This window comes from Exiguobacterium sp. SH1S1 (assembly GCF_004337245.1).
Taxonomy (GTDB): Bacteria; Bacillota; Bacilli; order Exiguobacteriales; family Exiguobacteriaceae; genus Exiguobacterium; species Exiguobacterium aurantiacum_A.
Window position 1 is genome coordinate 567,345 of the sequence record NZ_SJUZ01000001.1, and the last position, 24,717, is coordinate 592,061.

The 24,717-nt window shown below is 53.2% G+C and carries 28 protein-coding genes; 12 read left to right on the plus strand and 16 right to left on the minus strand.

What is annotated here, in order from left to right; genetic code table 11:
* Positions 1-4: 4 nt before the first annotated feature.
* From ftsX to cspD, 9 genes are all read right to left on the minus strand, one after another.
* Positions 5-907 (minus strand): permease-like cell division protein FtsX, encoded by a 903-nt coding sequence (gene ftsX / locus EVJ23_RS02885; RefSeq protein ID WP_131464015.1) that lies wholly within the window; start codon positions 905-907, stop codon positions 5-7.
* Positions 897-1,583: a cell division ATP-binding protein FtsE gene (gene ftsE, locus EVJ23_RS02890; protein WP_071397982.1), complete on the minus strand. Its 687-nt coding sequence runs from the start codon at positions 1,581-1,583 to the stop codon at positions 897-899. The genes ftsX and ftsE overlap by 11 nt, the downstream gene beginning before the upstream one ends.
* A 337-nt stretch (positions 1,584-1,920) precedes the next feature.
* Complete coding sequence (locus tag EVJ23_RS02895) at positions 1,921-3,540, minus strand: BCCT family transporter (RefSeq protein WP_070328675.1); 1,620 nt, start codon at positions 3,538-3,540, stop codon at positions 1,921-1,923.
* Positions 3,541-3,644: 104 nt separating this feature from the next.
* Positions 3,645-3,980, minus strand: a complete 336-nt coding sequence (gene cccB / locus EVJ23_RS02900; RefSeq protein ID WP_131464017.1) for a cytochrome c551 — start codon at positions 3,978-3,980, stop codon at positions 3,645-3,647.
* A gap of 107 nt (positions 3,981-4,087) precedes the next feature.
* On the minus strand, positions 4,088-4,945 hold the full coding sequence (locus tag EVJ23_RS02905; protein WP_071397984.1) for a YitT family protein: 858 nt from the start codon (positions 4,943-4,945) through the stop codon (positions 4,088-4,090).
* Positions 4,946-5,006: 61 nt separating this feature from the next.
* On the minus strand, positions 5,007-6,107 hold the full coding sequence (prfB, locus tag EVJ23_RS02910) for a peptide chain release factor 2 (RefSeq protein ID WP_070328672.1): 1,101 nt from the start codon (positions 6,105-6,107) through the stop codon (positions 5,007-5,009).
* A 54-nt stretch (positions 6,108-6,161) separates the two neighbouring features.
* A complete protein-coding gene (secA, locus tag EVJ23_RS02915) occupies positions 6,162-8,684 on the minus strand; it encodes a preprotein translocase subunit SecA (protein ID WP_131464019.1) in 2,523 nt (840 codons plus the stop codon).
* Between the two features lie 141 nt (positions 8,685-8,825).
* The gene (gene hpf / locus EVJ23_RS02920) at positions 8,826-9,386 is read right to left on the minus strand and encodes a ribosome hibernation-promoting factor, HPF/YfiA family (RefSeq protein ID WP_131464021.1); all 561 of its coding nucleotides are present in this window, start codon (positions 9,384-9,386) and stop codon (positions 8,826-8,828) included.
* A gap of 325 nt (positions 9,387-9,711) precedes the next feature.
* Complete coding sequence (cspD, locus tag EVJ23_RS02925; RefSeq protein WP_035386012.1) at positions 9,712-9,909, minus strand: cold-shock protein CspD; 198 nt, start codon at positions 9,907-9,909, stop codon at positions 9,712-9,714.
* Positions 9,910-10,170: 261 nt separating this feature from the next.
* On the opposite strand from cspD, the gene EVJ23_RS02930 reads away from it, so the two are divergent.
* The 11 genes from EVJ23_RS02930 to EVJ23_RS02980 all read left to right on the plus strand — a co-directional run bounded on the left by EVJ23_RS02930 (position 10,171) and on the right by EVJ23_RS02980 (position 19,928).
* Positions 10,171-10,677, plus strand: a complete 507-nt coding sequence (locus EVJ23_RS02930) for a competence protein ComK (protein ID WP_236633350.1) — start codon at positions 10,171-10,173, stop codon at positions 10,675-10,677.
* 92 nt (positions 10,678-10,769) lie between these two features.
* Positions 10,770-12,485, plus strand: a complete 1,716-nt coding sequence (locus tag EVJ23_RS02935; protein ID WP_236633691.1) for a hypothetical protein — start codon at positions 10,770-10,772, stop codon at positions 12,483-12,485.
* 9 nt (positions 12,486-12,494) lie between these two features.
* The gene (locus tag EVJ23_RS02940; protein WP_071397988.1) at positions 12,495-12,785 is read left to right on the plus strand and encodes an EscU/YscU/HrcU family type III secretion system export apparatus switch protein; all 291 of its coding nucleotides are present in this window, start codon (positions 12,495-12,497) and stop codon (positions 12,783-12,785) included.
* On the plus strand, positions 12,782-13,162 hold the full coding sequence (locus EVJ23_RS02945; protein WP_131464025.1) for a flagellar protein FliS: 381 nt from the start codon (positions 12,782-12,784) through the stop codon (positions 13,160-13,162). The genes EVJ23_RS02940 and EVJ23_RS02945 overlap by 4 nt, the downstream gene beginning before the upstream one ends.
* Complete coding sequence (locus tag EVJ23_RS02950) at positions 13,146-13,970, plus strand: flagellin N-terminal helical domain-containing protein (protein WP_131464027.1); 825 nt, start codon at positions 13,146-13,148, stop codon at positions 13,968-13,970. Before EVJ23_RS02945 ends, EVJ23_RS02950 begins: the two co-directional genes overlap by 17 nt.
* A 22-nt stretch (positions 13,971-13,992) precedes the next feature.
* Positions 13,993-14,436, plus strand: coding sequence for a YaaR family protein (locus tag EVJ23_RS02955; protein WP_016508634.1), 444 nt, complete (start codon positions 13,993-13,995; stop codon positions 14,434-14,436).
* 8 nt (positions 14,437-14,444) lie between these two features.
* Positions 14,445-15,110: a DUF2225 domain-containing protein gene (locus EVJ23_RS02960; RefSeq protein ID WP_131464029.1), complete on the plus strand. Its 666-nt coding sequence runs from the start codon at positions 14,445-14,447 to the stop codon at positions 15,108-15,110.
* 281 nt (positions 15,111-15,391) lie between these two features.
* Positions 15,392-15,889, plus strand: coding sequence for a DUF1572 family protein (locus tag EVJ23_RS02965; protein WP_131464031.1), 498 nt, complete (start codon positions 15,392-15,394; stop codon positions 15,887-15,889).
* A gap of 331 nt (positions 15,890-16,220) precedes the next feature.
* Positions 16,221-17,723, plus strand: coding sequence for a PTS transporter subunit EIIC (locus EVJ23_RS02970; protein ID WP_370252124.1), 1,503 nt, complete (start codon positions 16,221-16,223; stop codon positions 17,721-17,723).
* A 17-nt stretch (positions 17,724-17,740) separates the two neighbouring features.
* Positions 17,741-19,099 (plus strand): 6-phospho-alpha-glucosidase, encoded by a 1,359-nt coding sequence (locus EVJ23_RS02975; RefSeq protein ID WP_131464033.1) that lies wholly within the window; start codon positions 17,741-17,743, stop codon positions 19,097-19,099.
* A gap of 85 nt (positions 19,100-19,184) precedes the next feature.
* A complete protein-coding gene (locus tag EVJ23_RS02980) occupies positions 19,185-19,928 on the plus strand; it encodes a MurR/RpiR family transcriptional regulator (RefSeq protein WP_131464035.1) in 744 nt (247 codons plus the stop codon).
* Positions 19,929-19,963: 35 nt separating this feature from the next.
* On the opposite strand, the gene EVJ23_RS02985 is transcribed toward EVJ23_RS02980, so the two are convergent.
* Both EVJ23_RS02985 and EVJ23_RS02990 read right to left on the minus strand, forming a co-directional pair.
* Positions 19,964-20,605: a DUF4352 domain-containing protein gene (locus EVJ23_RS02985; RefSeq protein ID WP_131464037.1), complete on the minus strand. Its 642-nt coding sequence runs from the start codon at positions 20,603-20,605 to the stop codon at positions 19,964-19,966.
* 152 nt (positions 20,606-20,757) lie between these two features.
* Positions 20,758-20,940 (minus strand): hypothetical protein, encoded by a 183-nt coding sequence (locus EVJ23_RS02990; RefSeq protein ID WP_131464039.1) that lies wholly within the window; start codon positions 20,938-20,940, stop codon positions 20,758-20,760.
* A 158-nt stretch (positions 20,941-21,098) separates the two neighbouring features.
* On the opposite strand from EVJ23_RS02990, the gene EVJ23_RS02995 reads away from it, so the two are divergent.
* Complete coding sequence (locus EVJ23_RS02995) at positions 21,099-21,482, plus strand: DUF3021 family protein (RefSeq protein WP_131464041.1); 384 nt, start codon at positions 21,099-21,101, stop codon at positions 21,480-21,482.
* A gap of 34 nt (positions 21,483-21,516) precedes the next feature.
* Here the strand turns inward: EVJ23_RS02995 and EVJ23_RS03000 are convergent, their stop codons facing one another.
* Genes EVJ23_RS03000 through EVJ23_RS03020 form a run of 5 tightly spaced genes read right to left on the minus strand, consistent with a single transcriptional unit; the run spans position 21,517 to position 24,580 of the window.
* A complete protein-coding gene (locus tag EVJ23_RS03000; protein ID WP_070328660.1) occupies positions 21,517-21,870 on the minus strand; it encodes a flagellar protein FliT in 354 nt (117 codons plus the stop codon).
* On the minus strand, positions 21,867-22,241 hold the full coding sequence (gene fliS / locus EVJ23_RS03005; RefSeq protein ID WP_114165847.1) for a flagellar export chaperone FliS: 375 nt from the start codon (positions 22,239-22,241) through the stop codon (positions 21,867-21,869). Before fliS ends, EVJ23_RS03000 begins: the two co-directional genes overlap by 4 nt.
* A gap of 14 nt (positions 22,242-22,255) precedes the next feature.
* The gene (gene fliD / locus EVJ23_RS03010; protein WP_131464043.1) at positions 22,256-23,932 is read right to left on the minus strand and encodes a flagellar filament capping protein FliD; all 1,677 of its coding nucleotides are present in this window, start codon (positions 23,930-23,932) and stop codon (positions 22,256-22,258) included.
* A gap of 12 nt (positions 23,933-23,944) precedes the next feature.
* On the minus strand, positions 23,945-24,301 hold the full coding sequence (locus EVJ23_RS03015; RefSeq protein WP_131464045.1) for a flagellar protein FlaG: 357 nt from the start codon (positions 24,299-24,301) through the stop codon (positions 23,945-23,947).
* Positions 24,302-24,355: 54 nt separating this feature from the next.
* On the minus strand, positions 24,356-24,580 hold the full coding sequence (locus EVJ23_RS03020; protein ID WP_131464047.1) for a hypothetical protein: 225 nt from the start codon (positions 24,578-24,580) through the stop codon (positions 24,356-24,358).
* Between the last annotated feature and the right edge of the window lie 137 nt (positions 24,581-24,717).

Here is a 24,717-nt window from a genome sequence, read left to right on the forward strand (position 1 = left end):
TAAATTAAACTTTTAAGAATCGACCGAGCGATGTCGTCGATCCCCAGATCCCGATGAACGCACCGAGCGCAAGCAAGACGAGCGAGACTTGCGTCGTGAGTACCGATGGATCGATCAATTTAAATATATCACTATTCAGTTGATCTAGCGATGGTTGTAAAGCACCATATGCGACGTCATACCCGAAATAAATGACCGCGATCGGGATGAGCGCGCCGAGCACACCGAGCAGAAGCCCCTCGATGAAGAACGGCCAGCGGATAAAGCTGTTTTTCGCTCCGACGAGACGCATGATCTCGATTTCGCGACGGCGTGAGAAGATCGTCATCTTGATCGTGTTCGAGATGAGGAACATCGCCATGAGCGTGAGTCCGACGATCAACACGAGTCCACCGATGCGGATCCCGTTGAAGAAGGCGAACATCTTATCGATATAGTCCTGACCGTACGTGACCTTATCGACGTTTTCAAGTGACTGGACCGCGTCGGCGACCGTCTCCGTGTTGAGCGGGTCTGCCGCTTTGACGATATAGCGGTCATGGAGCGGGTTGTCTTTCTCGACCGTACCGTACGCGTTGGCGTCTTCCCCGAGCTGGTTGCGGAAGTTTTCGAGTTCATCCTCTTTCGAGCTGAACGTCACCGAGGCGACGCCCGGGATCTGTTCTAAGTTCTCGCCTAGCTTCTCGACGTTCGCTTCCTCCGCCGTCCGTGTGACGAACACTTGGATCTCGACGTCGTTCTCGACGTTCTCTGAGATCTCGTTGACGTTGAACATGACGAGGGCGAAGACGCCGACGAGTAACAAGGTGATGGTGACGGCACTGATGGCCGCAAACGACATCCAACCGTTGCGAAGCGTCCCTTTGAACCCTTCGCGTAAATGGCGTAGCCCACTTTTAAATATCATAGCCATATGCTCCTTTCTCTTCATCGCGGACGACTTTTCCGTTTTCGATCGCGATGACGCGATGACGGATCTTATCGACGATGTCACGGTTATGTGTCGCCATGACGATCGTCGCCCCGCGGCGATGGATCTCTTGGAATACTTCCATGATGCCCCATGCCGTATCCGGGTCTAAGTTACCGGTCGGCTCGTCGGCGATGATGAGCTTCGGCTTGTTGACGATGGCGCGGGCGATCGAGACACGTTGCTGTTCGCCACCTGACAGTTCGTCCGGATAGTTACGTGCCTTATGTTTCAATCCGACGAGGTTCAAGACGTCCATGACTTGCTTACGCATCGTATTCGTGTCGGCCTGAACGACTTCAAGTGCGAACGCGACGTTCTCATACACTGTTAATGAAGGGAGCAGTTTATAATCTTGGAAGATGACGCCGAGCTGGCGGCGTAGTTTCGGGACGTGCCGGTTTTTTAATTTCCCGACGTCGATCCCGTCGATCAACAGTTGACCGTTCGACGGCTTCTCCTCCCGATAAATCATTTTCATGAACGTCGATTTCCCGGCGCCGGATGGTCCGACGACGTATAAAAATTCGCCGTCTTCGATCTTCAAATCGAGGTCGTCGACTGCGACGACACCGTTTGGATATACTTTACTAACTTTTTGCATCGAGATCATAACGTATTCCCTACCCTTTTTATAAATTTTTCATGCATCTATGACGAGTGTGTGATTGTTTAGTAAGTGAATATTTTCGCCTAGCCTCAGTTCTACACGATAACTAGTGATTCTGTCAAGGCACCGTCCAAGTTTCGGAACGGGCCAAGGTTTATCCGGTTCAGTAGTAGGAGCGCCTACAATTATAACAACCAGAATTTTAAATAACCATTACAGGATTGTTTCAGTTCGATTGAGTTCGGTGGGAAATTGTCGGACTGAACGTCCGTTTCACGTTGCGGTCACATTTGGTGAAACTCACATTCAAACAGGCACTCGCCGGGGCGAGTGCCTATGTTCAATCGTTCCGTTTATCGGTCGGACGTTTTTTCAACGCGTCGAACGGTGAACGTTTCCGTTTCCGGTATTTGATGTGGATCGTCGGTGACTCATACTCTTCCGACGCCCGGATGTCTTTGCTTGAGACGCGCATGAACGACCAGGCGAGGAGCACCATGATGAAGATGAGCGGGAATCCGCCGACGATGCTCGCCGTCTGCAACGTGTCAAGCCCACCGAGGAACATGAGCGTCAGCGGCATGATACAGAGAGCGAACGCCCAGAACAGGCGGTTCCAGACGAGCGGCTCTTCTTCGACATGCTTTTGCGTGACCGATGCCAAGATATAGGAAGACGAGTCGAACGTCGTCGCGAGGAAGATGATCGCGAGGAGCGTGAACACGGCGACGACGACTTTACCGAACGGCAGCTGGCCGATAATGGCGATGATCGTTGCCGGCGGTCCGTACATGTCCATATACGAGATGACGTCGAACGCGCCGGTCAAGTGGAGGTAGAGCCCGTAATTGCCGAGTATCCCAAAGAACAGGATACAGCCGAACGTCCCGTACACCATCGTCCCGATGACCATCCCGCGGATCGTGCGCCCCCGCGAGATCCGGGCGACGAACAGGCCGACGAACGGTGCGTAAACGAGCCACCACGCCCAGTAGAACACCGTCCACGATTCCGGGAAGCCTGTTTCTTCGAAGCCGCCGAGGTTGCCGAACGGCTCCATCCACGTCGCCATCAAGAAGAAGTTGTCGAGCATCGTGCCGACCCCGTTGAACGTCGTCTCCAAGATGAACCGGGTCGGACCGAAGGCGAAGACGAACGTCAAGATAATGATGGCGAGCCAAATGTTCAAGTCACTCAGCACTTTGATGCCCCGTTTCAAGCCGACGTACGAGCTGATGGCGAAGATGACGGTACAGATGAGCATGATGACCGCCTGCATGCCGAGCGTGACCGGGATGCCAGTGATCTCGTTCACCCCTTCGGCGATCATCGGTGTCCCGAGGGCGAGCGTCGTGCCGGCCCCGCCGAGAAGACCGAAGATGAACAAGATGTCGATGACTTTACCGACCGGTCCGTCCGCCCATTTGCCGATGACGGGCCGGACCGCCTCGCTCACTTTCAACACCGATTTGCGGCGTACATAATAGAAGTAAGCGATCGGCAGCGCCGGCAGCGTATAGATTGCCCAAGCGATCGGCCCCCAGTGGAACATGCCATAGGCGGTCGCCCATTGGATCGCCTCGGTCGACTCCGGTGTGACACCGAACGGCGGTCCTTGATAGTAGTACACCCATTCGATGACCGACCAATACAAAATACTCGAGCCGATCCCGGCGGCGAACAACATCGCCGCCCAAGAGAACGTGCTGAACTCGGGTTCCTCATCTTCAGCGCCTAACTTGACGTGCCCATTTTCACTGAAAGCGACGAAGATCAAAAATCCGAACGCGCCGAGTCCCATCGCTAAATACAACATGCCAAAGTTCGTCGTCATGAACGTGTTGGCGGCGCCGACCCATGCCTTCCCCGTCTCCGGGAAAAAGACGAGCGGCAACGTCACCGTCAGCAACAGGACGAACGCACCGATGAACGTCGGCCAATCAATCAGTTTTGTCTTCACATCATATCCACTCCGTTTCAATGTCTTTATCGTTCCTTACCAAAATTCGATCAATCCAAAACGCGGAATGCAAAAAAACCACGGTTATCCCGTGGTCCTGATGATCACTTCTTCTCGGCGAGCCAAGCTGCGACCGCTGTGATTTCTTCGTCCTTCTCAATCACGTTCGCTGGCATCGCGCCTTGTCCGTTTCGAATAATGTTCTCGATGTCTTCAGCCGAGAGGCGTGCACCGACGTCCGTCAATGCCGGACCGCTCATGCCTTCCAAGTTCGCGCCGTGGCAGGCCGCACAGTTCTGTGCGTATACCGCTTCCGCGTCGACCGAAGCGGTCGTCGAGCCCGTATCCCCATCGTTTGTCGTTTCTTCTTCATCGCCGCCGCCGCACGCACCGAGCGTGAGCATGGCGCCGAGGCCGATGGCCATCATCCACTTCTTCATATAGGGTTCCCCTCCTAAGTTGTAGAAATTGCCTACATTATCCATTATAACCGTTTTGACAAGCCCTTTAACCTAATCTCACGAAAAGTACACAAAGATTCCACATCTCACGGGACGTTGCTATACCGTTTATCTGAGGTGAAACCTTGGCCCATCACCTCGTGCGCCTCGCTGAAGATGAGGAACGCGTCGGGGTCGATGCGGCGGATCAGGTCTCTCAACCGGCTCACCTCGTTCTGACGGACGACGACGAGCAACATCGGCCGGTCGAGACGCGAATAGGCGCCGATCGCCTGGATCTCGGTCGCACCCCGGTCGAGCTCGTCGAAGACGGCGCGCGTGATGACGTCACGCTTGTCCGAGATGACATACGCCATCTTGTCTTGCGTGAAGCCGAGCTGGACGAAGTCGATCATCTTGATCGTGATGTACAAGGCGATCAGCGCGTACAGTCCCGTCGTGAACGAGAACGTGACGGCCGCGACGACCACGACGGTACCGTCGAGGATGGCGATACAGAGATAGAGCGGGATGTGGGTGAACTTATGTAGGATCTGGGCTAGTAAGTCCATCCCGCCGGTCGAGGCCCGGCCGCGGAAGATGAGTCCGAGGCCGATCCCGACACCGACACCGCCGAACACGGCCGCGAGCAGCGTATCATCGACCGCCGCGCCCGCACCGATCGCTTCATAAAACAAGATCACACCTGGTAAGAAGATCGAGCCGACGAGCGATTTGACGCCGAAGCCGAGCCCGAGGATCATCCAGCCGACGAGGAGGAGCAACACGTTCGAGACGAGCTGGAACGCCCCCGGCGAGATGCCGAACAGCTCGTACGTGATGATCGAGATCCCGCTGACGCCGCCCGAGGCGATGTTGTTCGGGAACAGGAACAGACTGAACGCCGAGGCGACGAACACGGAACCGGTCAATAAGTAAATATAGTCTTTGACGATTTGCTTCATTAAAGAAATTCTCCTCTACATACAACGTGGCCCAAAGACGGACGTCTTTGAGCCACATGCATCACATATTTGTCTTACGGAGGTAAGCGTCGATGAAGCCCATGATGTCTCCATCCATGACGCCGCTCGTGTTCCCGACTTCATAACTCGTGCGGTGGTCTTTGACCATCGCATACGGGTGGAAGACGTATGAACGAATCTGACTGCCCCAGCCGATGTCTGTCTTCTCACCGCGGATCTCGTCGAGCTTGCGTTGCTGCTCATCGAGTTCGCGCTGGTACAGTTTCGCCTTGAGCATCTTCATCGCCGCTTCACGGTTCTTGATCTGCGAACGCTCGGCCTGACATGAGACGACGACACCCGTCGGCACGTGCGTGATCCGGACGGCCGAGTCGGTCGTGTTGATGTGCTGACCGCCGGCGCCTGACGCGCGGTACGTGTCGATGCGGAGGTCTTCGGTTCTGACGTCGATCTCGATATCGTCATCGAATTCCGGCATGACGTCGCACGAGACGAACGACGTATGACGGCGGCCTGACGAGTCGAACGGCGAGATCCGGACCAAGCGGTGGATCCCTTTCTCCGCTTTCAAGTAGCCGTAGGCGTTATGCCCGACGATGCGGAGCGTGACCGACTTGACGCCGGCCTCCTCGCCCGCGAGGTAGTCGACCGTCTCGACTTTCCAACCTTGTTTGTCCGCGAAGCGCTGATACATGCGGAGAAGCATCGAGGCCCAGTCTTGCGACTCGGTACCGCCCGCACCCGGGTGCAGCTCGAGGATGGCGTTGTTCGCGTCATACGGTCCGTTCAAGAGGATCTCGAGTTCGAACGCGTCGAAGTCGGCTTTGAGCGCCATGACCATCTCTGAGAGATCACCTTGCATCTCGACGTCCGGTTCTTCCTTGATGAGTTCGAGCGTGACTTCGCCGTCCTCGTGACCATCCGCGAGCTCTTGATACTTGTCGACCATCGCTTTGAGCACGTTCGACTCGTCGATGACTTTTTGTGCCTTCTCTTGGCTGTCCCAGAAGTCCGGGTACGTCATCTCGTTCTCGAGCTCGGCGATGCGCGCCTGTTTCTCTGTTAAGTTGAGCGATTGTCTGTAATTTTCGAGGCGTTTTGCCATCGCCTCGAGTTCGTTCCGAATATCTGAAATTTCCATAGTGAGATTCACCTTTCCGTAGGAAAGAGGCGAGCAGGCTCGCCTCTTCAAAAATTAAGCTTGTTGTTTGCCGTGACAGTTTTTAAACTTCTTGCCTGAACCACACCAGCACGGGTCGTTGCGCCCGAGGCGTTGGTCTTCTGAACGGCGGACCGGTTTTTTCTTCACCGGTGCGTCGTCCTTGCCAGACACTGCCACTTCCTCCTCGACGACTTTCTCGCGTCGGAGGTTGTCGCCGACCTCGGCACGGAGCACGAAGCCGGTCACTTCTTCCGAGATGGCCGCGTTCATCGCGTCGAACATGCTGACGCCTTCCGCCTGATACTCACGGAGCGGGTCGTTCTGTCCGTAAGCACGCAAGTGGATCCCTTGACGAAGCTGGTCCATATGGTCGATGTGCGCCATCCAGTGCGAATCGACGGCACGGAGCACGATGATCTTCTCGAACTCGTTGAACCGTTCCGGCGGTGCGAGTTGACGTTTCGCCTCATATTGGGCGTTTGTCCGCTCAAGCAACAGCTCAGTGATCTCCTCGCGCTCTTTGCCGTAGAAGTCTTTCCCGGCGACCGCATTCTCGAGGGCGAGCGTCTGGTTGGCCCAGTGCGCCAGCTCGTCGATGTTCCATTCTTCCGGCACGAGTTCGAGCGGCGTGTATTGCGCGACGCCCATCTCGACCGTCTCACGGATCATCGAGCGAACGATATCGGTGACCGATTCGTTCTCGAGGATGCTGGCCCGGTCTTTATACATGACTTTCCGTTGGTCGGCCATGACGTTGTCGTAACCGAGCAGCTGTTTACGGGCATCATAGTTATTGCCTTCGACACGTTTTTGAGCCGACTCGACCGCTTTCGAGACCATGCGGCTCTCGATCGGTTGCGTGTCGTCCATGCCGAGGCGCTCCATCATGCTCTGGAGGCTGTCGGTCCCGAAGCGGCGCATGAGCTCATCTTCGAGTGACAAGTAGAACTGCGATTTACCCGGGTCGCCTTGACGACCGGCCCGACCGCGGAGCTGGTTGTCGATCCGGCGCGACTCGTGGCGCTCGGTACCGACGATGTAAAGACCGCCGAGCCCGATGACACCTTCGCCGAGCTTGATGTCGGTTCCGCGTCCGGCCATGTTCGTCGCGATCGTGACCGAACCTTTTTGTCCGGCGTTCTCGACGATTTCGGCTTCACGGGCGTGGTTTTTCGCGTTCAAGACTTCGTGTTTGATCTTCTTCTTCGTGAGAAGCTTGCTCAAGTACTCAGACGTCTCGACCGCGACCGTACCGACGAGGACCGGTTGTCCGGTCGCGTGCGCCGAAGCGATCTCTTCGACGACGGCTTTGAACTTGCCTTCCATCGACTTGAAGATGAGGTCGGAACCGTCTTCACGGACGATCGGCTTGTTCGTCGGGATCGTGACGACTTGCATGTTGTAGATGTTACGGAACTCTTCTTCCTCCGTCTTCGCCGTACCGGTCATCCCGGCCAGCTTCTCATACATCCGGAAGTAGTTTTGGTACGTGATCGTCGCGAGCGTCATCGATTCCCGCTGAATCTCGACGCCTTCTTTCGCCTCGATCGCCTGGTGCAGACCTTCCGAGTAGCGGCGTCCGTCCATGACCCGACCTGTGAACTGGTCGATGATCATGACTTGGCCGTCGCGGATCATATAGTCGACGTCATGATGCATGACGGCGTTCGCACGCAATGCGAGCCCGACGTGGTGGTTGACCGAAACGTGCTCGATCGCGAACAAGTTGTCGATGCCGAAGAACTTCTCGGCGAGGTCGACCCCTTTGTCCGTGAGTAACACCGATTTCGTCTTCACGTCGACCGTGTAGTCGTCTTCGAGCTTGAGCGTCCGGACGAACGCATCGGCACGTGTGTACAACTCGGTCGATTTTTGGGCCGACCCTGAGATGATGAGCGGGGTCCGCGCCTCATCGACGAGGATCGAGTCGACTTCATCGACGATCGTGTAGTAGAGCTCACGCTGAACACGGTCTTCCTTATAAAGGACCATGTTGTCACGCAAGTAGTCGAACCCGAGTTCATTGTTTGTCGAGTACGTGATGTCACAGTTGTACGCCGCCTGCTTCTCGACGCGGTCCATGTTCGAGACGTTCAGTCCGACCGAGAGGCCGAGCGCGAAGTAGAGCGGTTCCATGAGTTCTTTGTCACGTTTCGCCAAATATTCGTTGACCGTCACGACGTGTACGCCACGGCCAGTCAGGGCGTTCAAGTAAACCGGGAGCGTCGCGACGAGCGTCTTCCCTTCACCGGTCTTCATCTCAGCGATGTCGCCGTTATGGAGCACGTAGCCCCCGATGAGCTGGACGCGGTAGTGACGCATGCCGAGCACGCGTTCTGACGCCTCGCGACAGACCGCGAACGCTTCCGGAAGGATATCGTCAAGCGTTTCCCCTTTATCCAGACGCTCACGGAATTCGACAGACTTCGCCTGAAGTGCTTCGTCAGACAACGCCTTGACCGGCTCAGCGAATGACTCGACTAAGTCGGCCGCTTTTTCTGCTTTTTTCAATACTCGTTTCTGTGGAGCAAATAAATCTTTCAAAAAGTTCGCCATACGTTTTATCTCCTCTGCACTCAGTCAAAAATGCATGTTTTTTCCCTAATGTACAGTTTAACCGAAGTGACCCATGCTTTCAAGGAAAGGCAAAACGAAACGGCCCTCCAAGTCGGAGGGCCGTGTGAATTCAAAGTTAGATTATTCAGGTTCGATCAAGCCGTATTTACCGTCTTTCCGACGATAGACGACGTTCGTGTTCCCGGTCTCCGCGTCTGAGAAGACGAAGAAACTGTGACCGAGCATGTCCATTTGAAGGATCGCTTCTTCCGTGTCCATCGGCTTGAGCGTGAATCGCTTCGTCCGCACGAGTTCGAGTTCTGCCTCGTCCTCATCGTACGCAGGAATGTCTTCAGAACCTTCGAGTGATTTGAAATACTCGCCGATCCCGCCTTCTTTGGCGCGTCCTTTACGGTTGAGCTTTGTTTTGTGTTTACGGATTTGACGTTCCAATTTGTCGACGACGAGGTCGATTGCCGCGTACATATCGAGGTTGGTTTCCTCAGCGCGAAGCAATAAGTTCGTCATCGGGATCGTCACTTCTACTTTTTGCTTTTCGTTGTACACTTTCAAGTTGACGTAAACCGTCTGTGCATCCGTAGGAGTTGTGAAATACCGAGTCAACTTCTCCAGCTTTTTCTCGACATAGTCTTTGATGGCTGGTGTGACTTCAATGTTTTCGCCGCGAATGTTATAAATCATCTTAACTCCTCCTTAAAATAACCGCTTGAACCAATGATTCGTCATTTTGGACCGAATCTCCTGCCTCATCGCTTAAAAAGATCTTAAAAAGAAAGCGGAAGCGGGTGGCTCATATATAGTATACCCCGAATTCAGTTTATTTGAAAACGTTATCATCAGAAAATAATGACAATTTTGTTCCGATGCTCACGCCTGCAATCGAATCGGTTGTATAGAAAGAAGTTACCCGTTATCACCGTTTTTAAACTCGTTTTCTTAAGAGAAAAATACTATGTAGACAAAACAAAAAACCGACTTCACGAGGAAGCCGGTTCACGGTTTGAAATTATAATTTTACAACGTTAGCCGCTTGTGGGCCGCGTTCGCCATCTACGATTTCAAACTCAACTTCTTGACCTTCGTCAAGAGCTTTGTAGCCGTCAGTTTGGATTGCTGAGAAGTGTACGAAAACGTCTTTGCCGCCTTCTACCTCGATGAAACCAAAACCTTTTTCTGAGTTAAACCATTTTACTTTACCTACCATGTGCAAATCCATTCCTTTCACCATTGAAGAATACAGAGGCTTTCCCTCTAATTGCTATATTACCACCTTATCGGTCACGATACAAACATTTTTTACTTTTTTGTAAATGAATCGTCTTTTGGCTTACATTGGAATTATATTTCCCTACTTTTCATATTGGCTTATTGAATTTACATTTTTTGTGATATATCATGGAAGGGATGATTTAGGTTTGTGCTTTTTTTGAATATCGGCCGATCCTGAAAATCTAATACGAGGAGGATGGTGCAGCGTATGCGCCCCTACTATTCCGAGGAAAAATATCGCATCACGAAGCGAACCGTGGCGATCCTGCCTTGCTTCGACATGATGAAGCAATCGCGAATCATTCTCGAGGACGGCAGCGAAATCTCGACCCCGCTCCGGCCGTACCAGTTGCTGCAGCTCTCTTGCCGCCAGTACAACAGCTCGATCGAGGAACGGATCTTCGTCGCCAAACGCGTCGCCGGGGTCAAAGGCAAAGTGCCAGTCGTCATCGAACCGACGACGGGACTCGTCTTCTTCCCGACGAAATCGCCGAAACGTGAAGATTGCGAATGGTACGCCTGGTCCCACATTCGGGACATCGTGACTGTCGAGGGTGCCCCGAACGGCGTGATCGTCACGAAAGACGGTCACCGCATCCAGACGAACGCGACCGCGTACGTCTTAAAAAACCAGATCAAAGCGACCGGTGAATTGGTCGCCCGGTTCCAACAACTGAACATGAGCCCTGCGCTCGAATCTTGACCTGCCTTCCGTCGTTTGACGGGAGGTTTTTTTATGGCCTTTTTGCTTCACTTTTTGAAAAAGAGGTCGATATATTGGTCGAGGTGACAACAATGCAAATCCAAGCGCAACTCGCTACAACCGTAGCCGCGAACGCGGGTGTCCAGATGAACCGCGTCTATAAAGCTGAAATCGTCAAACAGACCGGTCCTGACACGGCCATCGTCAAGGTCGGCGGCGAACAAGTCGAGGTCACGTTCAAAGACGGGCTGCCGAAGACGAACCCGTTCCAACTAACGCTCGTCGAAGAGGACGGAGTGTTGCTCGGGACCGTCGTCGTGAAACCGGAAACGGAGACGGCGGACGCACCGGCGCCAGGGACGAAACCTGAGACGAAAGTCGATACGAAAATCCAAGCGCTGCTCGCATCGCTCCCGCCCGAAGTGCGGAGCGCCGTCAGCCGCTTGATCCAATCGGGACGCCTGCCTATGAACGAGGACACGGTCCGCTTGCTCGAGACCGTCTTCAAAGGCGACATGCGCGACGCCGTCTTGTTCTTGCGCACGATGGACGCACCCGTCGTCAAACCGGACGTGGCCCGTGACATCGCGGTCGCTTCATTAGATGAAGCGAAACGTCAACTTAAGGTGCCGACACCGGACGCGCCGTACCCGCAAAAAGAGCGCTACGTCGAACTCGTCAACTTGTCGCGCCCGGCCACAGAACGGGTCACACCGACACCGGAGACGGTCGACCGGCTGATCAAAGAACTCCCGGCCGCACCACCCGCCCGTCCCGAACCGAGGGAAGCCTTGCCGCCCGTAGGCGGACGCCAAGTCATGGTCAAGGAAGTGACGACGCATCTAGCAGCCGTGACGAACACGTTCCGCTCAGAACAAGCGACCGTGACGAAACAGCTCGGACAAGTCGCGGCGCTCGTCGAATCGAAGCCGCATTTGGCCCGCCCTGCCCTCGAGACGGTCGGGACGCGTCTGACGCAACTCATCCAAAAGACGGACGCCCTGTTACATACCGACGCTAGGCAAGAGAAAGCGCTCGTCGCGATGACGGCGAAGCTCGACGTCGCCTTGTCACTATTGTCGACGAAACCCGCCGAGAGTGCCGCCCTCATTAAAGACGTGCGCACCGCGTTGAACGAGTTCCGTTACGTGCCGAACCAGGTCCGCGTCGAATACATCCCGCATGGCGCCACTCGTGCCGGCGAAGCCCACGTGACACCACTCCGTCTTGACGCCAACCTGTCGGGCCGCCACGTCCAAGAGACGGCGCAGCGCGTCCAGACCGCGTCGCAACAGGCGCAAGCGCAAACGTCGCAAGCCGTTCAGGCATCGGCCTTGTCGGTCCGATCGGAGGCGGCGTCCCCGGAAGCTGCGCGCCTCGCCTCGTTCTTCCAAGTCCAACAGACGATCAACCGGCTCGACGGCGGGCAGCTCCATCAGCTCCTGCTCGCCCTGCCGGCGAAAGTCCAGGAGATCGACACCGGCATCCACGTCCACATCCAAAACCGGGAAGCCGGCGACGTCGTCGATTGGGAGAACAGTGTCCTCTACATCCGGCTCGAGACACCTCGCCTGGGCGAGATCGGCGTGAAAGTCGAAGCGCTCGACCGCAACCTCCGGCTCACGCTCGAGCATGATGACCCGACGGTCGAACGGATCGCGCGACCGCTACTCGGCAAGATCGAGACGACGCTCGAAGCGATCGGCTACCGGAGCGTGACGACCCAGTTCCGCCCGCTGACGAAAGCCGAGAAAGTCGAAGTCGAACCAGAGCGCACACAGACGACCGGCTATGACTTTAGAATCTAGGAGGCCCTTATGTATCAACGCATGGATTTGACGAAACGCAAGACGGCCGCCGTCGTCCGTTATGACGAGACGACCGACCGGGCCCCGATCATCGTTGCCCGCGGCACAGGTGCCGTCGCCGACAAGATTTTGGAAGAGGCACGCTCGCGCGGTGTGGCCATCGAGCACGACCATTCGCTCCTCGGCCACCTGCTCGACCTTGACCTCGGGGATGCCATCCCGCCGGAACTATATGACGTCATGGCCGAAGTGTTGCTTTTAATAGAAGAACTTGACTCGATCAAAGGAGAACAATCATGAATTCGAACCGATTATATGAAATGAGCCCGGAGGAGCTGACGCAAGCGATGCTCCACGCGCTCACCTATCACTACGAGACCGCGCTGACCGCGACGATCGCCGAGCGCAACCGTCATCTGCGCCAAGCGCGCGAACTGCTCGCCAAACTGTACCAAGGACTTCATGACGGCGGCGGCATCATCTCGGCCCAGCTCGAGGAATTGTATTTGTATATGGCGAAAGGCAGCCTCGAGGCGCTGATCGAACAAGACTTATGTAAAATCGAGGAGCTCCACTCGCTCGCGACCAACTTAGAGACGACGTGGGACGAGGCGATTTTGAACGCTCAGCTTCAACCCGCACACGTAGGAGGAAACCGTTATGAAAATTACCAATAACATTCAAGCGTTGAAAGCCTATACGTCGCTGTCGCTCAACCAGACGACGATGAAGAAGACGATGGACCGGCTCTCGAGCGGCGTCCGCATCAACAAGGCGTCGGACGACGCGGCCGGCCTCGCCATCTCCGAGAAGATGCGGATGCGCCTCGACTCGTTGTCGATGGCCGAGCGCAACACGCTCGACGGCATCTCGCTCACCCAGACGCTTGAAGGCGGCATGAACGAGACGCACTCGCTCCTGCAGCGCATGCGCGAACTGTCGGTCCAAGCGGCGAACGGGACGTTGAGCCCAGACGATACGAAAGCGATCCAAGAAGAGATCAACGCGCTCACAGAAGAAGTGAGCCGTATCGCCGAGACGACCGAGTTCAACTCGAAGAAGATCATGAACGGCGACTATATCGCCGGGAACGAGACACTCTTCTTCCAACTCGGGGCCGGCAGCGGTGAAGGCGTCGTCTTGAACGTCGCCGATATGCGCGCGGAAGCGCTCGGCATCGACGGGCTCGACGTCACGACACCAGGCGGCGCAAACGACGCCATCGCCAAGTTCGATAAAGCCATCAACGACGTCTCCCTCGAACGCTCGAAGCTCGGTGCCATCCAAAACCGTTTAGAAGCGAACATCGGTGTCGTCACGATCGGTTCAGAGAACTTGACCGCGTCTGAGTCACGCATCCGCGACGCCGACATGGCCCGCGAGATGATGGACTTCGCCCGCCTCAACATCTTGAACCAGTCCGGCATGGCGATGATCGCCCAGTCGAACGCTTTGCCGCAAGGCGTGTTACAATTGTTGAACTAACTTACAGAAAGGACGAGGCCTGATGGACATTCGTCGAATTATGGAGACCCAGTCGCTTCACGGCGCGGGCAAAGCCAAGCGTCCTGACGCGGAACCCGGCGTCTCGTTCCAGAACGTGATTGGACAAAAACGGGAAGACCGCGAATACGAGCGCTTCCAGCGCCAGATCGCGGCCATTCACGATCAAGGTGAGCTCCTCGCCGAGAGCCAGACGGTCGAATCGCTCACCGAATATAAACGATTGATCAAAGACTTTATGAAAGACGCCGTTGACGCGGCGCTCAGCCTCGAAGACAAACGCGGGTTCAACCGCCGGGGCCGAGCCAAGATCTATAAGATCGTCGAGCAGGTCGACCAGAAACTGCTCGCACTGACGGACCAGGTCATCTCAGGAGAAGCGTCACGCCTGTCGCTCCTCGACCAAGTCGGTGAGATCCGCGGACTTCTCGTCAACGTGTACGTATGAGGTGACGTATGGCTGAACATTTGTTTTCGAAGAAAGTGAAATGCCCGTACTGTTTGAAGGAAAGTGTGACACCACGCATCTTATCGCGCCATATCCGGCCGCAAGAAGTCGCGAAGGACGGCTATACGACATACGACGGCGAAAACCCGTACTTGTATGAGCCGGTCGTCTGCAGCCATTGCCACCTCGTCTTCCACGACTCATTCGATAAAGTCCGCAAAAACAACCGCGAGGCGCTCGAGACGAACTATTTGTCCCGGGTCAACCCGGAGACGCTCGAAGGTGACCGCACGCCTGAACACGTCATCCAACTGTACAAGTTCGCCGTCATGACGGCGCAGCTGAGCGGACAGAAGCCGTCGGTCGTCGCCATGCTCGGGATGCGTCTCGTCTGGATGAACCGCTTGATCGGGAACGGGGCGGCCGAGAAGGAATGGATGCAACGGACGCTCGATAAGTATAACGAGGTGCAGGAAGTGTATACCGACCAGATTCGGACCGGCCTGCCGTACGATCAGCTCATGTTGCGGATCGCCGACTTGTCGGCCGCCCTCGGATTGTACGAGGACGCCCGGCGCTGGTACGGGATCTTGCTCGGCAGCAAGGAAGTATCAGAACGGATCCGGACGCAAGCGAAGGATCATTGGGAAGACTTCCGGGCTGAGCACGCCTAAAAGGGAAAGCCGCGGCTTTCCCTTTTCGCATACAAAAAAACCGCGCTCATCCACTCACGGACAAACGCGATCGACCCTCTTAACGGATGAACCCCCAAACCGAAAGGAGATATGCGCGATTTGACTCGCGACAAAACCTAAACAGGGCACCCAAGAACCGATCACGCGGTGGCGTCTTGCACGGTTCCACTCCATTATAAATCGCATTTCGTTATTTTACTATTGTTTTCACCGAAGATTTTTCGGGGTATTGTTTATATGAATGAAAAGGAGGACGTCACATGTTTGAACAACGTTACCTAACCGAAGTACGCAGCATCTTCCAAGAACAGAAACAGCTCGCAGAAAGAGCGCTCAATCAAGTAAGTGATGACGACCTGCATCGCGTGCTCGCACCGGACACGCTCTCGCTCGCCGTCATCGTGCAACACATCTCGAACAACATGTTATCCCGTTGGACCGACTTCTTGACGACGGACGGGGAGAAACCGGACCGGAACCGCGACGCCGAGTTCGAGGACCAACAGTTGTCCCGCACCGAGCTCATGGCGACGTGGGACGAGCGTTGGCAACTGCTTGACGACGTCTTGGCGAGCCTGACACCGGACGACATCGGTAAGACCGTGTTCATCCGTGGCGAGGAGAAAAGCGTCATCTGGGCGATCGAGAAGCAAGTGTCGCACTACAGCTATCACGTCGGCCAGATTGTCTACTTGGCGAAGGTATTCGCCGGAGAGAGTTGGAGCGTGTTGACGATTCCGTTGCCGCATCAGCGCTGACATGGCGGCACTCGTCGCGTTCACCACGCGCGTCCGCTGTCACCAGGTGTTCGGACGCCAGCCCGTTGTTTTTATAGGGTACCGACATAAGCGCATCATCCCTATGACAAGCCTTTTCCTTCCTTGCATGTTACTTCACAAACGCGAAACATGTTTCATTCGTTGAAACGTGTTTTTTTGTGCGTGTTACCTATTCGATTCCCATTTTCCCCGTGGTAGTATTCAATTTGTAAAGCGCTTACAAAAATGATATGTCAAAGGATGGATGTTTATGAAGCGAGCAGTCAACATATTGCAAGACTTCGGAAAATCATTGTTCGCTCCGGTTCTCATTTTGCCAATCGTCGGGCTTTTCATCGCCTTTGGGAACATGTTCGGTAACGGGAACCTAGCGACTTATGTCCCATTTTTGAGCAATCCATATATCCAAGGATTCGGACAACTATTATCCGGCAGTGCCGTGGCAATCCTAGTCAACCTCGCACTCGTGTTCGCGGTCGGTATTCCGATTGGTCTCGCTAAAAAAGATAAAGGCTACGCCGCGTTGACCGGTCTTGTCACGTTCATCATTTTCATGAACGCGATGAACTTAACGCTCAGCCTGACCGGGAACTTGGCCGATGCGGAATCGATGCGTGCTGCAGGCCAAGGGATGGTTCTCGGTGTGCAAGTTCTCGAGATGGGCGTCTTCGCCGGAATCCTGATCGGTGGACTTGTCGGTTATCTGCACAATAAGTATTCCGGTGTTCAATTCGAAGGCGTCATGGCCATTTACTCTGGCCATCGATTCGTCGTCATTCTAGCGATTCCGACCGCAATCGTCCTCGGGTTCGCCATGACGTTCGTTTGGCCTTATGCGCAAAGCGTGATCACGAGTTCGGCCTACTTCATCAAGAGCGCTGGTGCGTTTGGGGTCTTCTTGTATGGATTCTTGGAGCGGGTCTTAATCCCGACCGGCCTACACCACCTCGTCTACACCCCGTTCCTGTATACGGAGCTCGGCGGAACGGCCGAAGTTTGCGGACAAGTGTATAATGGCGCCCGCAACATCTACTTCGCGGAGATGGCCTGTCAGGACGTGACTCAATTGAGCACGACTGCCGTCTGGGATGCGCGAGGCATCGCCAAGATGTTCGGTTTGACGGCTGCCGCTCTCGCCATGTACGTCACGGCGTCACCAGCTAAGAAGAATGCAGCGAAAGCCATCCTCTTCCCTGCCGCCTTGACGTCATTCTTACTCGGAGTAACAGAACCGCTCGAATTCGCGTTCTTGTTCACGGCACCGTTGCTCTTCGTCGTCCATGCTGTGTTGACCGGTTTCGGGATGACACTCTATTACCTTCTCGACGTCCACGCAATCGGGGCCAATGGCGCCATCGATTTCGTCCTGTACAATTTGCCGCTCGGTCTTGAAAAATCGAACTGGCACATGTATATCCTGGTCGGTCTCATCATGTCAGCTGTATATTTCATCGTCTTCCGGACGCTGATCCTGAAACTCGACTTGAAGACACCGGGCCGTGGGGATGAAGCAGAAGACATCAAACTTTACGACAAAAAAGATTACCAAGCCAAACAGACAGGCGAAGCAGCGGCGACGGACCTCGGTGTCGGTCACGTCATCATCGATGGTCTTGGCGGCCGTGACAACATCGACACGGTGGACAATTGTTACACACGCTTACGCGTCATCGTCAAAGACACGAGCAAGATCGATGAGCCGACGCTGCTCTCGACCGGGGCCAAAGGAGTCATCACATCAGGAGACAACATCCAAGTCGTATACGGTCTGCATGTGAAGAAAATGCGGGATGCTGTCGAAGAAGCATTATAACAAGGAGGAACTTGAACATGAAACAACAATCACCTTTCATCTTAACAATCGTCGGTGGCGGTAGCACCTATACACCGGGTATCGTGAAAAGCCTGATGGTACGGCTCGAAGAATTCCCGCTCAAGGAAATTCGCCTGTACGACATCGATGCCGATCGCCAACTCGCCGTCTCGAAAGTCGTTCAATATGTCATCAATCAACATACCGACCAAGTGAAACTCACCGTGACGACAGACCCGAAGGAAGCGTTCACAGATGCGGATTACGTGTTTGCCCAAATGCGGGTCGGCAAATACAAGATGCGGGAGCATGATGAAAAAATCCCACTCCGTCATCAAGTCGTCGGTCAGGAGACGTGTGGGCCAGGCGGACTCGCCTACGGTCTTCGCACGATCGAACCAATGATAGAGTTGATCGACTTCGTCGAGGCTTACGCGAACGACGCATGGATCATTAACTACTCAAACCCAGCCGCAATCGTCGCCGAAGGCATTCGTCGCTTACGCCCAACTGCGAAAGTGCTCAACATCTGTGACATGCCGGTCGGCGTGATGCGCAACATGGCCGCCGTGCTCGGGGTCGAACGTGAAGATTTGACGGTCAACTATTTCGGCCTCAACCACTTCGGCTGGTTCACGGAAGTGTTCGTCGACGGGGAAGACAAGTTGCCTGAGCTACGGGAACATATCGCTAAGTTCGGTTTATTGACCGAAGACATCTCGGTGATCGACGTACAACATTCAGATCCTTCATGGGTGAAGACGTATAAGAACATCAAACCGCTCATGGATTACTTCCCGGAATATATCCCGAATCCATACATGCAGTACTACTTGATGAGCACGGATATCGTCGAAGGGTCGAATCCTGAGCACACCCGTGCCAACGAGGTGATGGCGGGTCGAGAGAAGACACTATTCGAGGCTATCCGCACGTTCGACGAGACAGGCGAGATGCCTGAAGCGTTCCACGTCGGCGTCCATGGAATTTTCATCGTCGATGTCGCCATCTCGCTCGCGTTCGACCGCCGCGAACGTCACCTCGTCATCGTCGAGAACAATGGCGCCATCGCCAACATCCCGGACGATGCGATGGTCGAAGTTCCGGCTTACATCACGTCACACGGTCCAGAGCCGATTCGTGTCGGCCACATCCCGCTCTTCTATAAAGGTTTGATGGAGCAACAACTCGCCAGCGAGAAGCTGCTCGTCGAAGCGACGATCGAGAGGTCTTACGAAAAAACGCTACAGGCGTTCACGTTGAACAAGACGGTCCCGTCGGCCCGTCACGCCAAAGAGATTTTAGATGAGATGATCGAGGCGAATTCAGGTTTTTGGCCAGTTCTTGAGCCCAAACAACCTCTCGTCCGCAATTGACGAAAGAAGCGGTCCTTCACGGGGACTGCTTCTTTTTTTCGTTCCACTCGCTTATGATGAGATAGTGTGAAAGGAGAGATGGACGATGGAACCATCCGTATGGGATTTGTTAAAAGGGAAAAACCGTTTGACGGAGATGGAGTATAGCGTCTTGCTGTTCGCTGCCGAAAACGTCTCCCTCGTGCGCGAAATGAACATTCGTGAACTGGCGGCACGTTGCTACACATCACCTGCGACGATTATCCGCCTTTGCAAAAAGCTGGGATTTAAAGGTTACAGCGAATTCCTGTTTTTCTTGAAAGGACAGCAGCCAACATTGCATCAAACGCAAACGACTCACTTTGAAGCGTGGGACGACCAATTTAAAATGTTTTTGACCAATTTCGAGCGGACGAATACGTTGATCTCCGAGCAGACCCTCGCCTTCCATCGTTTGCTGGACGAAAGTCAATCGATTTTCTTATATGGAGCTGGATTCTCGACTTTTTTTGCCGAGTACATGGCGAAGAAGTTACATTTACTAAAGAAGCAAGCATGGGTTAGTTCGGCCGGAGACAGCCGCAGCCTGTTTCTCGCCCATATTGAACACCAAGATTTGTTCATCGCCTTCTCACGTAGTGGCGAAACCGAATCGGTGCTCGAGAAGGCACAGATCGCTAAACAACACGACATCCCCGTCATCGCCTTCACGCGTGCGACGAAGAATCGATTGGGTGATCTCGCTTCCGTACATATTCCTATTTATGACGATCAACGAGAAGAGTCGAAGGCGGCTTCTTCTTACGATTCAAATCTATTACTCGTGATGGAGATGCTCCTTCATCGCTGACAATGGTCGCACCAGTATCCTGGCGCGACCATTCCTCATTTCCCAACGTTGATCATATATTCGTAACGTTCTTCTCCGATTGAATTATAATCGGCGTCGAACGGTCCATCGACGACAAGTTTCAATTCGGTTAACTCTTCTGGCAACGCCTTGACGAAGAAGAGCACGTTCCCTTCCTTCTTCACTTTGCCGAGGAACTCGCCGCCGACGTCATCCGAGAACCACATGTCGGCCGTCACTTGTTCTCCCGTGTTCGTGACAAGCGTCGCTTGGTTCGGGTGGAAACTAACTGTATCGTCGACCGTGTTTTCAACGATGGCGTTGACGGCGACGACCGTCACCTCGTCTTGACCGTCGAACGAATCACGATACGCTTCTGCGACTTGGAGCCGTGACGTCTGCACTTTATCGATGGTAAACGTCAAGGAAGCGATCGTCTCTTGAATGTCGAGCGCCTTGTTCTTCATGTAGATCGTGTTCGTCCCGAGCTCGCTGTCTTGCACTTCCGCTTCATCTTTCACTTCCACTTTTTCTTGTGGAGCAGATTCTTTCTCTTCTTCCGCTACCGCGACTTCTTCCGTATCGGTAGCCGTAGTCTTCAATTCGTCCGCCTCTCCGCAGCCGACGAGTAGCGCGAGTGGTAAGGCAAATAAGAATCCGTATCGTTTCATGTTCATTGGTAGTATCTCCTTTTCGTGTGACGAGTGGTGGTTGATACAACGAGCATAACGGATTCCTTCGCCTTACCTTGATAATAAAAAGTGATAGGTCCACACCCTTATAAAATAAAAAACAAGGCTCGCGATTGAGCCTTGTTCGGTCTTGACATTTATCCGCGAGCTTTTAAGTCTTCTTCTTCATAAGGGTCTGGGTTATCTTCGATTGGTGCGTCGTCCTCGACGTACGCCTCAAGTTTCGGGTCCCGTTCCACGTATTCATCGTACGCCCCTTCTGGACCGTAGACGAAGTAACGACGATCTTTCACGTTAGGTTTTACCTTTTTCTCACTCATCTCGTTTCCCTCCCCTTTCCAGAACAGAAGCAACGGGTATAGTAGTATTTACCCGATATTACAATAAAACAGACATGAACGCATCCTCGTCATTCGTTGAAACGTTTATGCGACTTTTTCCGTATAAAGAGAAACAATAAAACGAAGGGGCTGGACGTATGTTATTCAAAACAGGATTGATTCGAGGAAGTTTACTGCTTGCGGGTTTTCTCATTCTTGCCCTATGGCAGAAATTGAATGGTGACGACAGTGTGGCTCGCAGTTTTCTGTTTTATGGAGTCATCGCCTTTTTCCTCGGACTGACGAGTGTCATCTACCAAATCCAAGATTGGCGCTTCTCGAAACAGATTCTTGCCCATTATGGCGCGATGCATGTCACCGTATTACCGACTGTCTTGTTGAGCGGCTTCTATCCATTGAACTCGTTCCAAGATCTACTCAACGTCTACATACAGTTCAATTTGACAGGGATCCTCTTATTTGCCACGACATTTTTTATCTCAAAATTTTTAAGAAACCGAAAACCTATCAAAACAGAGTGAACACAAAACGAGCCCGGGGCATCCCCAGGCTCGTTTATGTCTGTTGGTCAAATAGTCCAGAAAAGTTCGAGTCGACGTCCTCGTACGGGTCGACGTACGACTTGACTGTCTTCCGTTCTTGCCGCGTCGTCCCAAGCGTCATCCCGAGCCGTTGATGCTCGGCTTCGATCAAGCGGGCAATCTTTTGACTGTCGTCGACGAGCTGACGGATGACCGTCTGATCGGCCGCTTCTAAGTCGGGGCCGTGCGCCGACAGCAGCTGTTCGCGGTCGTCGAGCAGTTCATGGATCTGGTCCATCCACGTGTCATACGTCGGCTCTTCCGGCACTTGCGCCAGCAAGTCTTTCAGCCGTTGCGTTTTGAGAATGATCTCATCGATCGGTCTCATCCTTGTTTCGCGAGTTTCATCGCTTCCTTCCACGTGTCGCGGAGTTCGGTCGTGAAGTCGAGCACCTCGTCTAGGATCGTCGTATCGTTCTTGACGTTCGCATCGACGAGACGGCGCCATAAGTACTCGTAGAGCGAATCCAAGTTCGCTGAGATGGCGATGTCTTTATTTAAAGTTAGGCGCAACTCTTGAAAGATGGCTTGCGTCTTTTGGATATTTGTATTTTTTAAGTCAGGATTTCCTTGCTCGAGCGCGAGTTTGGCGAGACGCGTGAACTTGAGCGCCCCGTCATACAGCATGAGCGTGAGTTCCTGTGGGTTCGCGGTCGTTACCGCGTTGTTTTGATATGCTGCATATGGATTGGCTACCATTTAAATTCCTCCTCTTACATGCCTCCGCCTAGAAACTGTTGCAACGATGCTGCTTGCGAATTCGCTTGGTTCATCGCCGTCTCCATAGCCGTGAAGCGACGGTAGTAGGCGTTTTCTTTATTGACGAGTAAATCGTTTAAGCGTTGAATCCGTGTATCAATTTGTGCCATCTCCCGGCCCATCGAGTACGTCGGGGCACCGGAACCGTCTGCACCGGCAATCCGTGTGATGGACGACCGTGAGTTGGTCGCGGCGTCGCGAATTTTCGGAAGCAATCCACTATCCGCATTCGTAAACAGCTGATACACTTGCTCCGGATCTTTCTCAATGGCGGCTTTGAGTTTTTCTTCGTTCAGCTCGATCTTCCCGCCGTTTGTGAAGTCAGCACCGGTCGAGAGACCGATTTGGAACAGTTGTTTCATCGTATCGTCATTCGTCGCAGATGATGTACTCGACCATTTACTGCGCATTGAGTCCATCGCACTGCGAACAATCGTATCGCCGCGCAACATCCCGCTCATCGCTTTCTCTTCCCATTTCTTGATTTCATCATCTGATAGCTCATCGCGCTGGGCTTGTGTGAGCGGTGCAAATGAACGGAAACGATCTTCTTTGACTTTCTTGTTCATCAGATCAATCGTCTCGTTGTATTTGTCAACGAACCCTTTGATGTTGTCGAAGATTTTTTGCGTATCGGTGGCAGCGGATAAGGTAACCGGATTACCTGCCGCAAAAGATGACTTCAGTGTAACGGTCATATTATCAATCGTGACCGTGTTCGAACTTTGTGTCATCGAGATGCCATTCACCATAAAGCTAGCGTCCCCACCCTTTTGCGGAAGAGCTGCCGGATCTATCTTAAAAGCAGCTTTTGTGGTGGCATCAAATTCAATGATTGCTTTTTCGCCAGTCTGTTTTTGGGTAAGTGATAGTTTTCCAGAAATCGGTTCGAAGAAAGCAGAAATTCCTGAGTCTTTTCCGTTTAAGGCAGTAACCAGGTTTTCCATCGTAGCGTCTTCTGCCACTTTAATTGTTTTGAAGTCTCCACCTTCGACAGAGCGGATTTGGATTTGGTAGCCAGAAGTATAAGTAGCTGTCGTACCTGTAGGGACATCTGAACCATCATTCATCGTAACTTTTCCGGTCGCCTCGTCGTAAGTGTAGCTGGTGTCGGCAATTGGATTGTTGGTCGCATCTTTTAATGCAATTGTCTCTCCAGTCCTCGGTTTCGGGGAGAGCGTCCATTCTTTAGTAGCCGTACTTAATTTAATTTCTTGTGTCGCAGACTGTAAATTCATGTCTGCCACTTTTGTTGCTTTCGTCACTTTAACTCCGTTTTTATCAACCGGTTCCACGACTTGAGTAGCCGCGGTCGCAAGCTGGCTGACTGATTCAATACGAATCGCCGTATTCCCACTTGAAGGACCAGCCACGACAGAAACACGTGATTCGTCGGAGGAACTAGACGTCTTCGCATAAAAGTTACGACTAAACGAAAGGTCGACCGCACTATTACGTAGGTTCATAAGCGAGCGATTGATTTCGCGATACGCGTCACGCTTCCATTCAGTTGTTTGTTTCTTTTGTTCAAGCTTATCGACCGGTGCCCGTTCGACTTGCATCAACTGTTTAATAATTGTATCGGTATCAATTCCACTGGCGAGTCCGCCAAATCGGATTGGTGATGTCATAGTCTTCCTCCTTTAAACACGTTCATCGAATAAATGATTAAACTCCATGAACGCCGCGAAGAAGTCGAGTGACTTCTTGCTTGGAATCTCGCGGATGACTTCGTTGTTCGTATCCACGATTTGAATATAATAATCGTTCAATTTTTCATGTTTCATAAACTTTAAGCCAGTACGTTGTTGTTCTAAAACTTGATTCGCCTTCTCGACGGCCGCCTCTAACTTCGTGACGTGTTGAGGCGTCGGAAGAATGACGATGCCTTCATCGGCAAGACGAGCATGGTTCGCTTCGACGAACACGTTTTTTGTTTGTTCGTACGGCAGTACAGAAGATGGTAGGTGAAGCCGGACTTCAGAGATGGTCGGGTTCATAAGCTTCTGCTCCTCTTATAATTGTTCTCATGGACTTTATCGGTTCATTCGCCATCAGTTTGTAGTGATTTGCTGAAATGGTTCCTGCTTTTCACGTTCTAAATAGGCCAGGTGTGCTTGTAGTTCCTGAAATTGCTCATTCAATTGTAATCGCCTCTTATCCGCACATTGTGTCGCCTCGATCGCGATTGAACGCATCGTCCGTAAGACGTCCTCAACTTCCGTCAATCGTTCTTGTTCAATCTGAATTGCATGTAGTTGCTTCTGTAATCCAATCATCTGTACACCTTCTCTCAGTGTATGTATCGACTTGTCAATCAAAAAGTTGATTCAAGCTAGTCCATTATTGAAACCGGTACGCTATTCAAAACGGGAATAAATAAACTGAAGCTACTATTTCGTAAAGGAGAGAAAAG

What these genes read in the sequence shown, in the direction of transcription:
- ftsX (WP_131464015.1), bottom strand. Translation starts at nt 907, where the DNA reads ATGATATTTAAAAGTGGGCTACGCCATTTACGCGAAGGGTTCAAAGGG.
- ftsE (WP_071397982.1), bottom strand. Translation starts at nt 1,583, where the DNA reads ATGATCTCGATGCAAAAAGTTAGTAAAGTATATCCAAACGGTGTCGTC.
- cccB (WP_131464017.1), bottom strand. Translation starts at nt 3,980, where the DNA reads ATGAAGAAGTGGATGATGGCCATCGGCCTCGGCGCCATGCTCACGCTC.
- EVJ23_RS02905 (WP_071397984.1), bottom strand. Translation starts at nt 4,945, where the DNA reads ATGAAGCAAATCGTCAAAGACTATATTTACTTATTGACCGGTTCCGTG.
- prfB (WP_070328672.1), bottom strand. Translation starts at nt 6,107, where the DNA reads ATGGAAATTTCAGATATTCGGAACGAACTCGAGGCGATGGCAAAACGC.
- secA (WP_131464019.1), bottom strand. Translation starts at nt 8,684, where the DNA reads ATGGCGAACTTTTTGAAAGATTTATTTGCTCCACAGAAACGAGTATTG.
- hpf (WP_131464021.1), bottom strand. Translation starts at nt 9,386, where the DNA reads ATGATTTATAACATTCGCGGCGAAAACATTGAAGTCACACCAGCCATC.
- cspD (WP_035386012.1), bottom strand. Translation starts at nt 9,909, where the DNA reads ATGGTAGGTAAAGTAAAATGGTTTAACTCAGAAAAAGGTTTTGGTTTC.
- EVJ23_RS02930 (WP_236633350.1), top strand. Translation starts at nt 10,171, where the DNA reads ATGGTGCAGCGTATGCGCCCCTACTATTCCGAGGAAAAATATCGCATC.
- EVJ23_RS02935 (WP_236633691.1), top strand. Translation starts at nt 10,770, where the DNA reads ATGCAAATCCAAGCGCAACTCGCTACAACCGTAGCCGCGAACGCGGGT.
- EVJ23_RS02940 (WP_071397988.1), top strand. Translation starts at nt 12,495, where the DNA reads ATGTATCAACGCATGGATTTGACGAAACGCAAGACGGCCGCCGTCGTC.
- EVJ23_RS02945 (WP_131464025.1), top strand. Translation starts at nt 12,782, where the DNA reads ATGAATTCGAACCGATTATATGAAATGAGCCCGGAGGAGCTGACGCAA.
- EVJ23_RS02950 (WP_131464027.1), top strand. Translation starts at nt 13,146, where the DNA reads ATGAAAATTACCAATAACATTCAAGCGTTGAAAGCCTATACGTCGCTG.
- EVJ23_RS02955 (WP_016508634.1), top strand. Translation starts at nt 13,993, where the DNA reads ATGGACATTCGTCGAATTATGGAGACCCAGTCGCTTCACGGCGCGGGC.
- EVJ23_RS02960 (WP_131464029.1), top strand. Translation starts at nt 14,445, where the DNA reads ATGGCTGAACATTTGTTTTCGAAGAAAGTGAAATGCCCGTACTGTTTG.
- EVJ23_RS02965 (WP_131464031.1), top strand. Translation starts at nt 15,392, where the DNA reads ATGTTTGAACAACGTTACCTAACCGAAGTACGCAGCATCTTCCAAGAA.
- EVJ23_RS02975 (WP_131464033.1), top strand. Translation starts at nt 17,741, where the DNA reads ATGAAACAACAATCACCTTTCATCTTAACAATCGTCGGTGGCGGTAGC.
- EVJ23_RS02980 (WP_131464035.1), top strand. Translation starts at nt 19,185, where the DNA reads ATGGAACCATCCGTATGGGATTTGTTAAAAGGGAAAAACCGTTTGACG.
- EVJ23_RS02985 (WP_131464037.1), bottom strand. Translation starts at nt 20,605, where the DNA reads ATGAACATGAAACGATACGGATTCTTATTTGCCTTACCACTCGCGCTA.
- EVJ23_RS02990 (WP_131464039.1), bottom strand. Translation starts at nt 20,940, where the DNA reads ATGAGTGAGAAAAAGGTAAAACCTAACGTGAAAGATCGTCGTTACTTC.
- EVJ23_RS02995 (WP_131464041.1), top strand. Translation starts at nt 21,099, where the DNA reads ATGTTATTCAAAACAGGATTGATTCGAGGAAGTTTACTGCTTGCGGGT.
- EVJ23_RS03000 (WP_070328660.1), bottom strand. Translation starts at nt 21,870, where the DNA reads ATGAGACCGATCGATGAGATCATTCTCAAAACGCAACGGCTGAAAGAC.
- fliS (WP_114165847.1), bottom strand. Translation starts at nt 22,241, where the DNA reads ATGGTAGCCAATCCATATGCAGCATATCAAAACAACGCGGTAACGACC.
- fliD (WP_131464043.1), bottom strand. Translation starts at nt 23,932, where the DNA reads ATGACATCACCAATCCGATTTGGCGGACTCGCCAGTGGAATTGATACC.
- EVJ23_RS03015 (WP_131464045.1), bottom strand. Translation starts at nt 24,301, where the DNA reads ATGAACCCGACCATCTCTGAAGTCCGGCTTCACCTACCATCTTCTGTA.
- EVJ23_RS03020 (WP_131464047.1), bottom strand. Translation starts at nt 24,580, where the DNA reads ATGATTGGATTACAGAAGCAACTACATGCAATTCAGATTGAACAAGAA.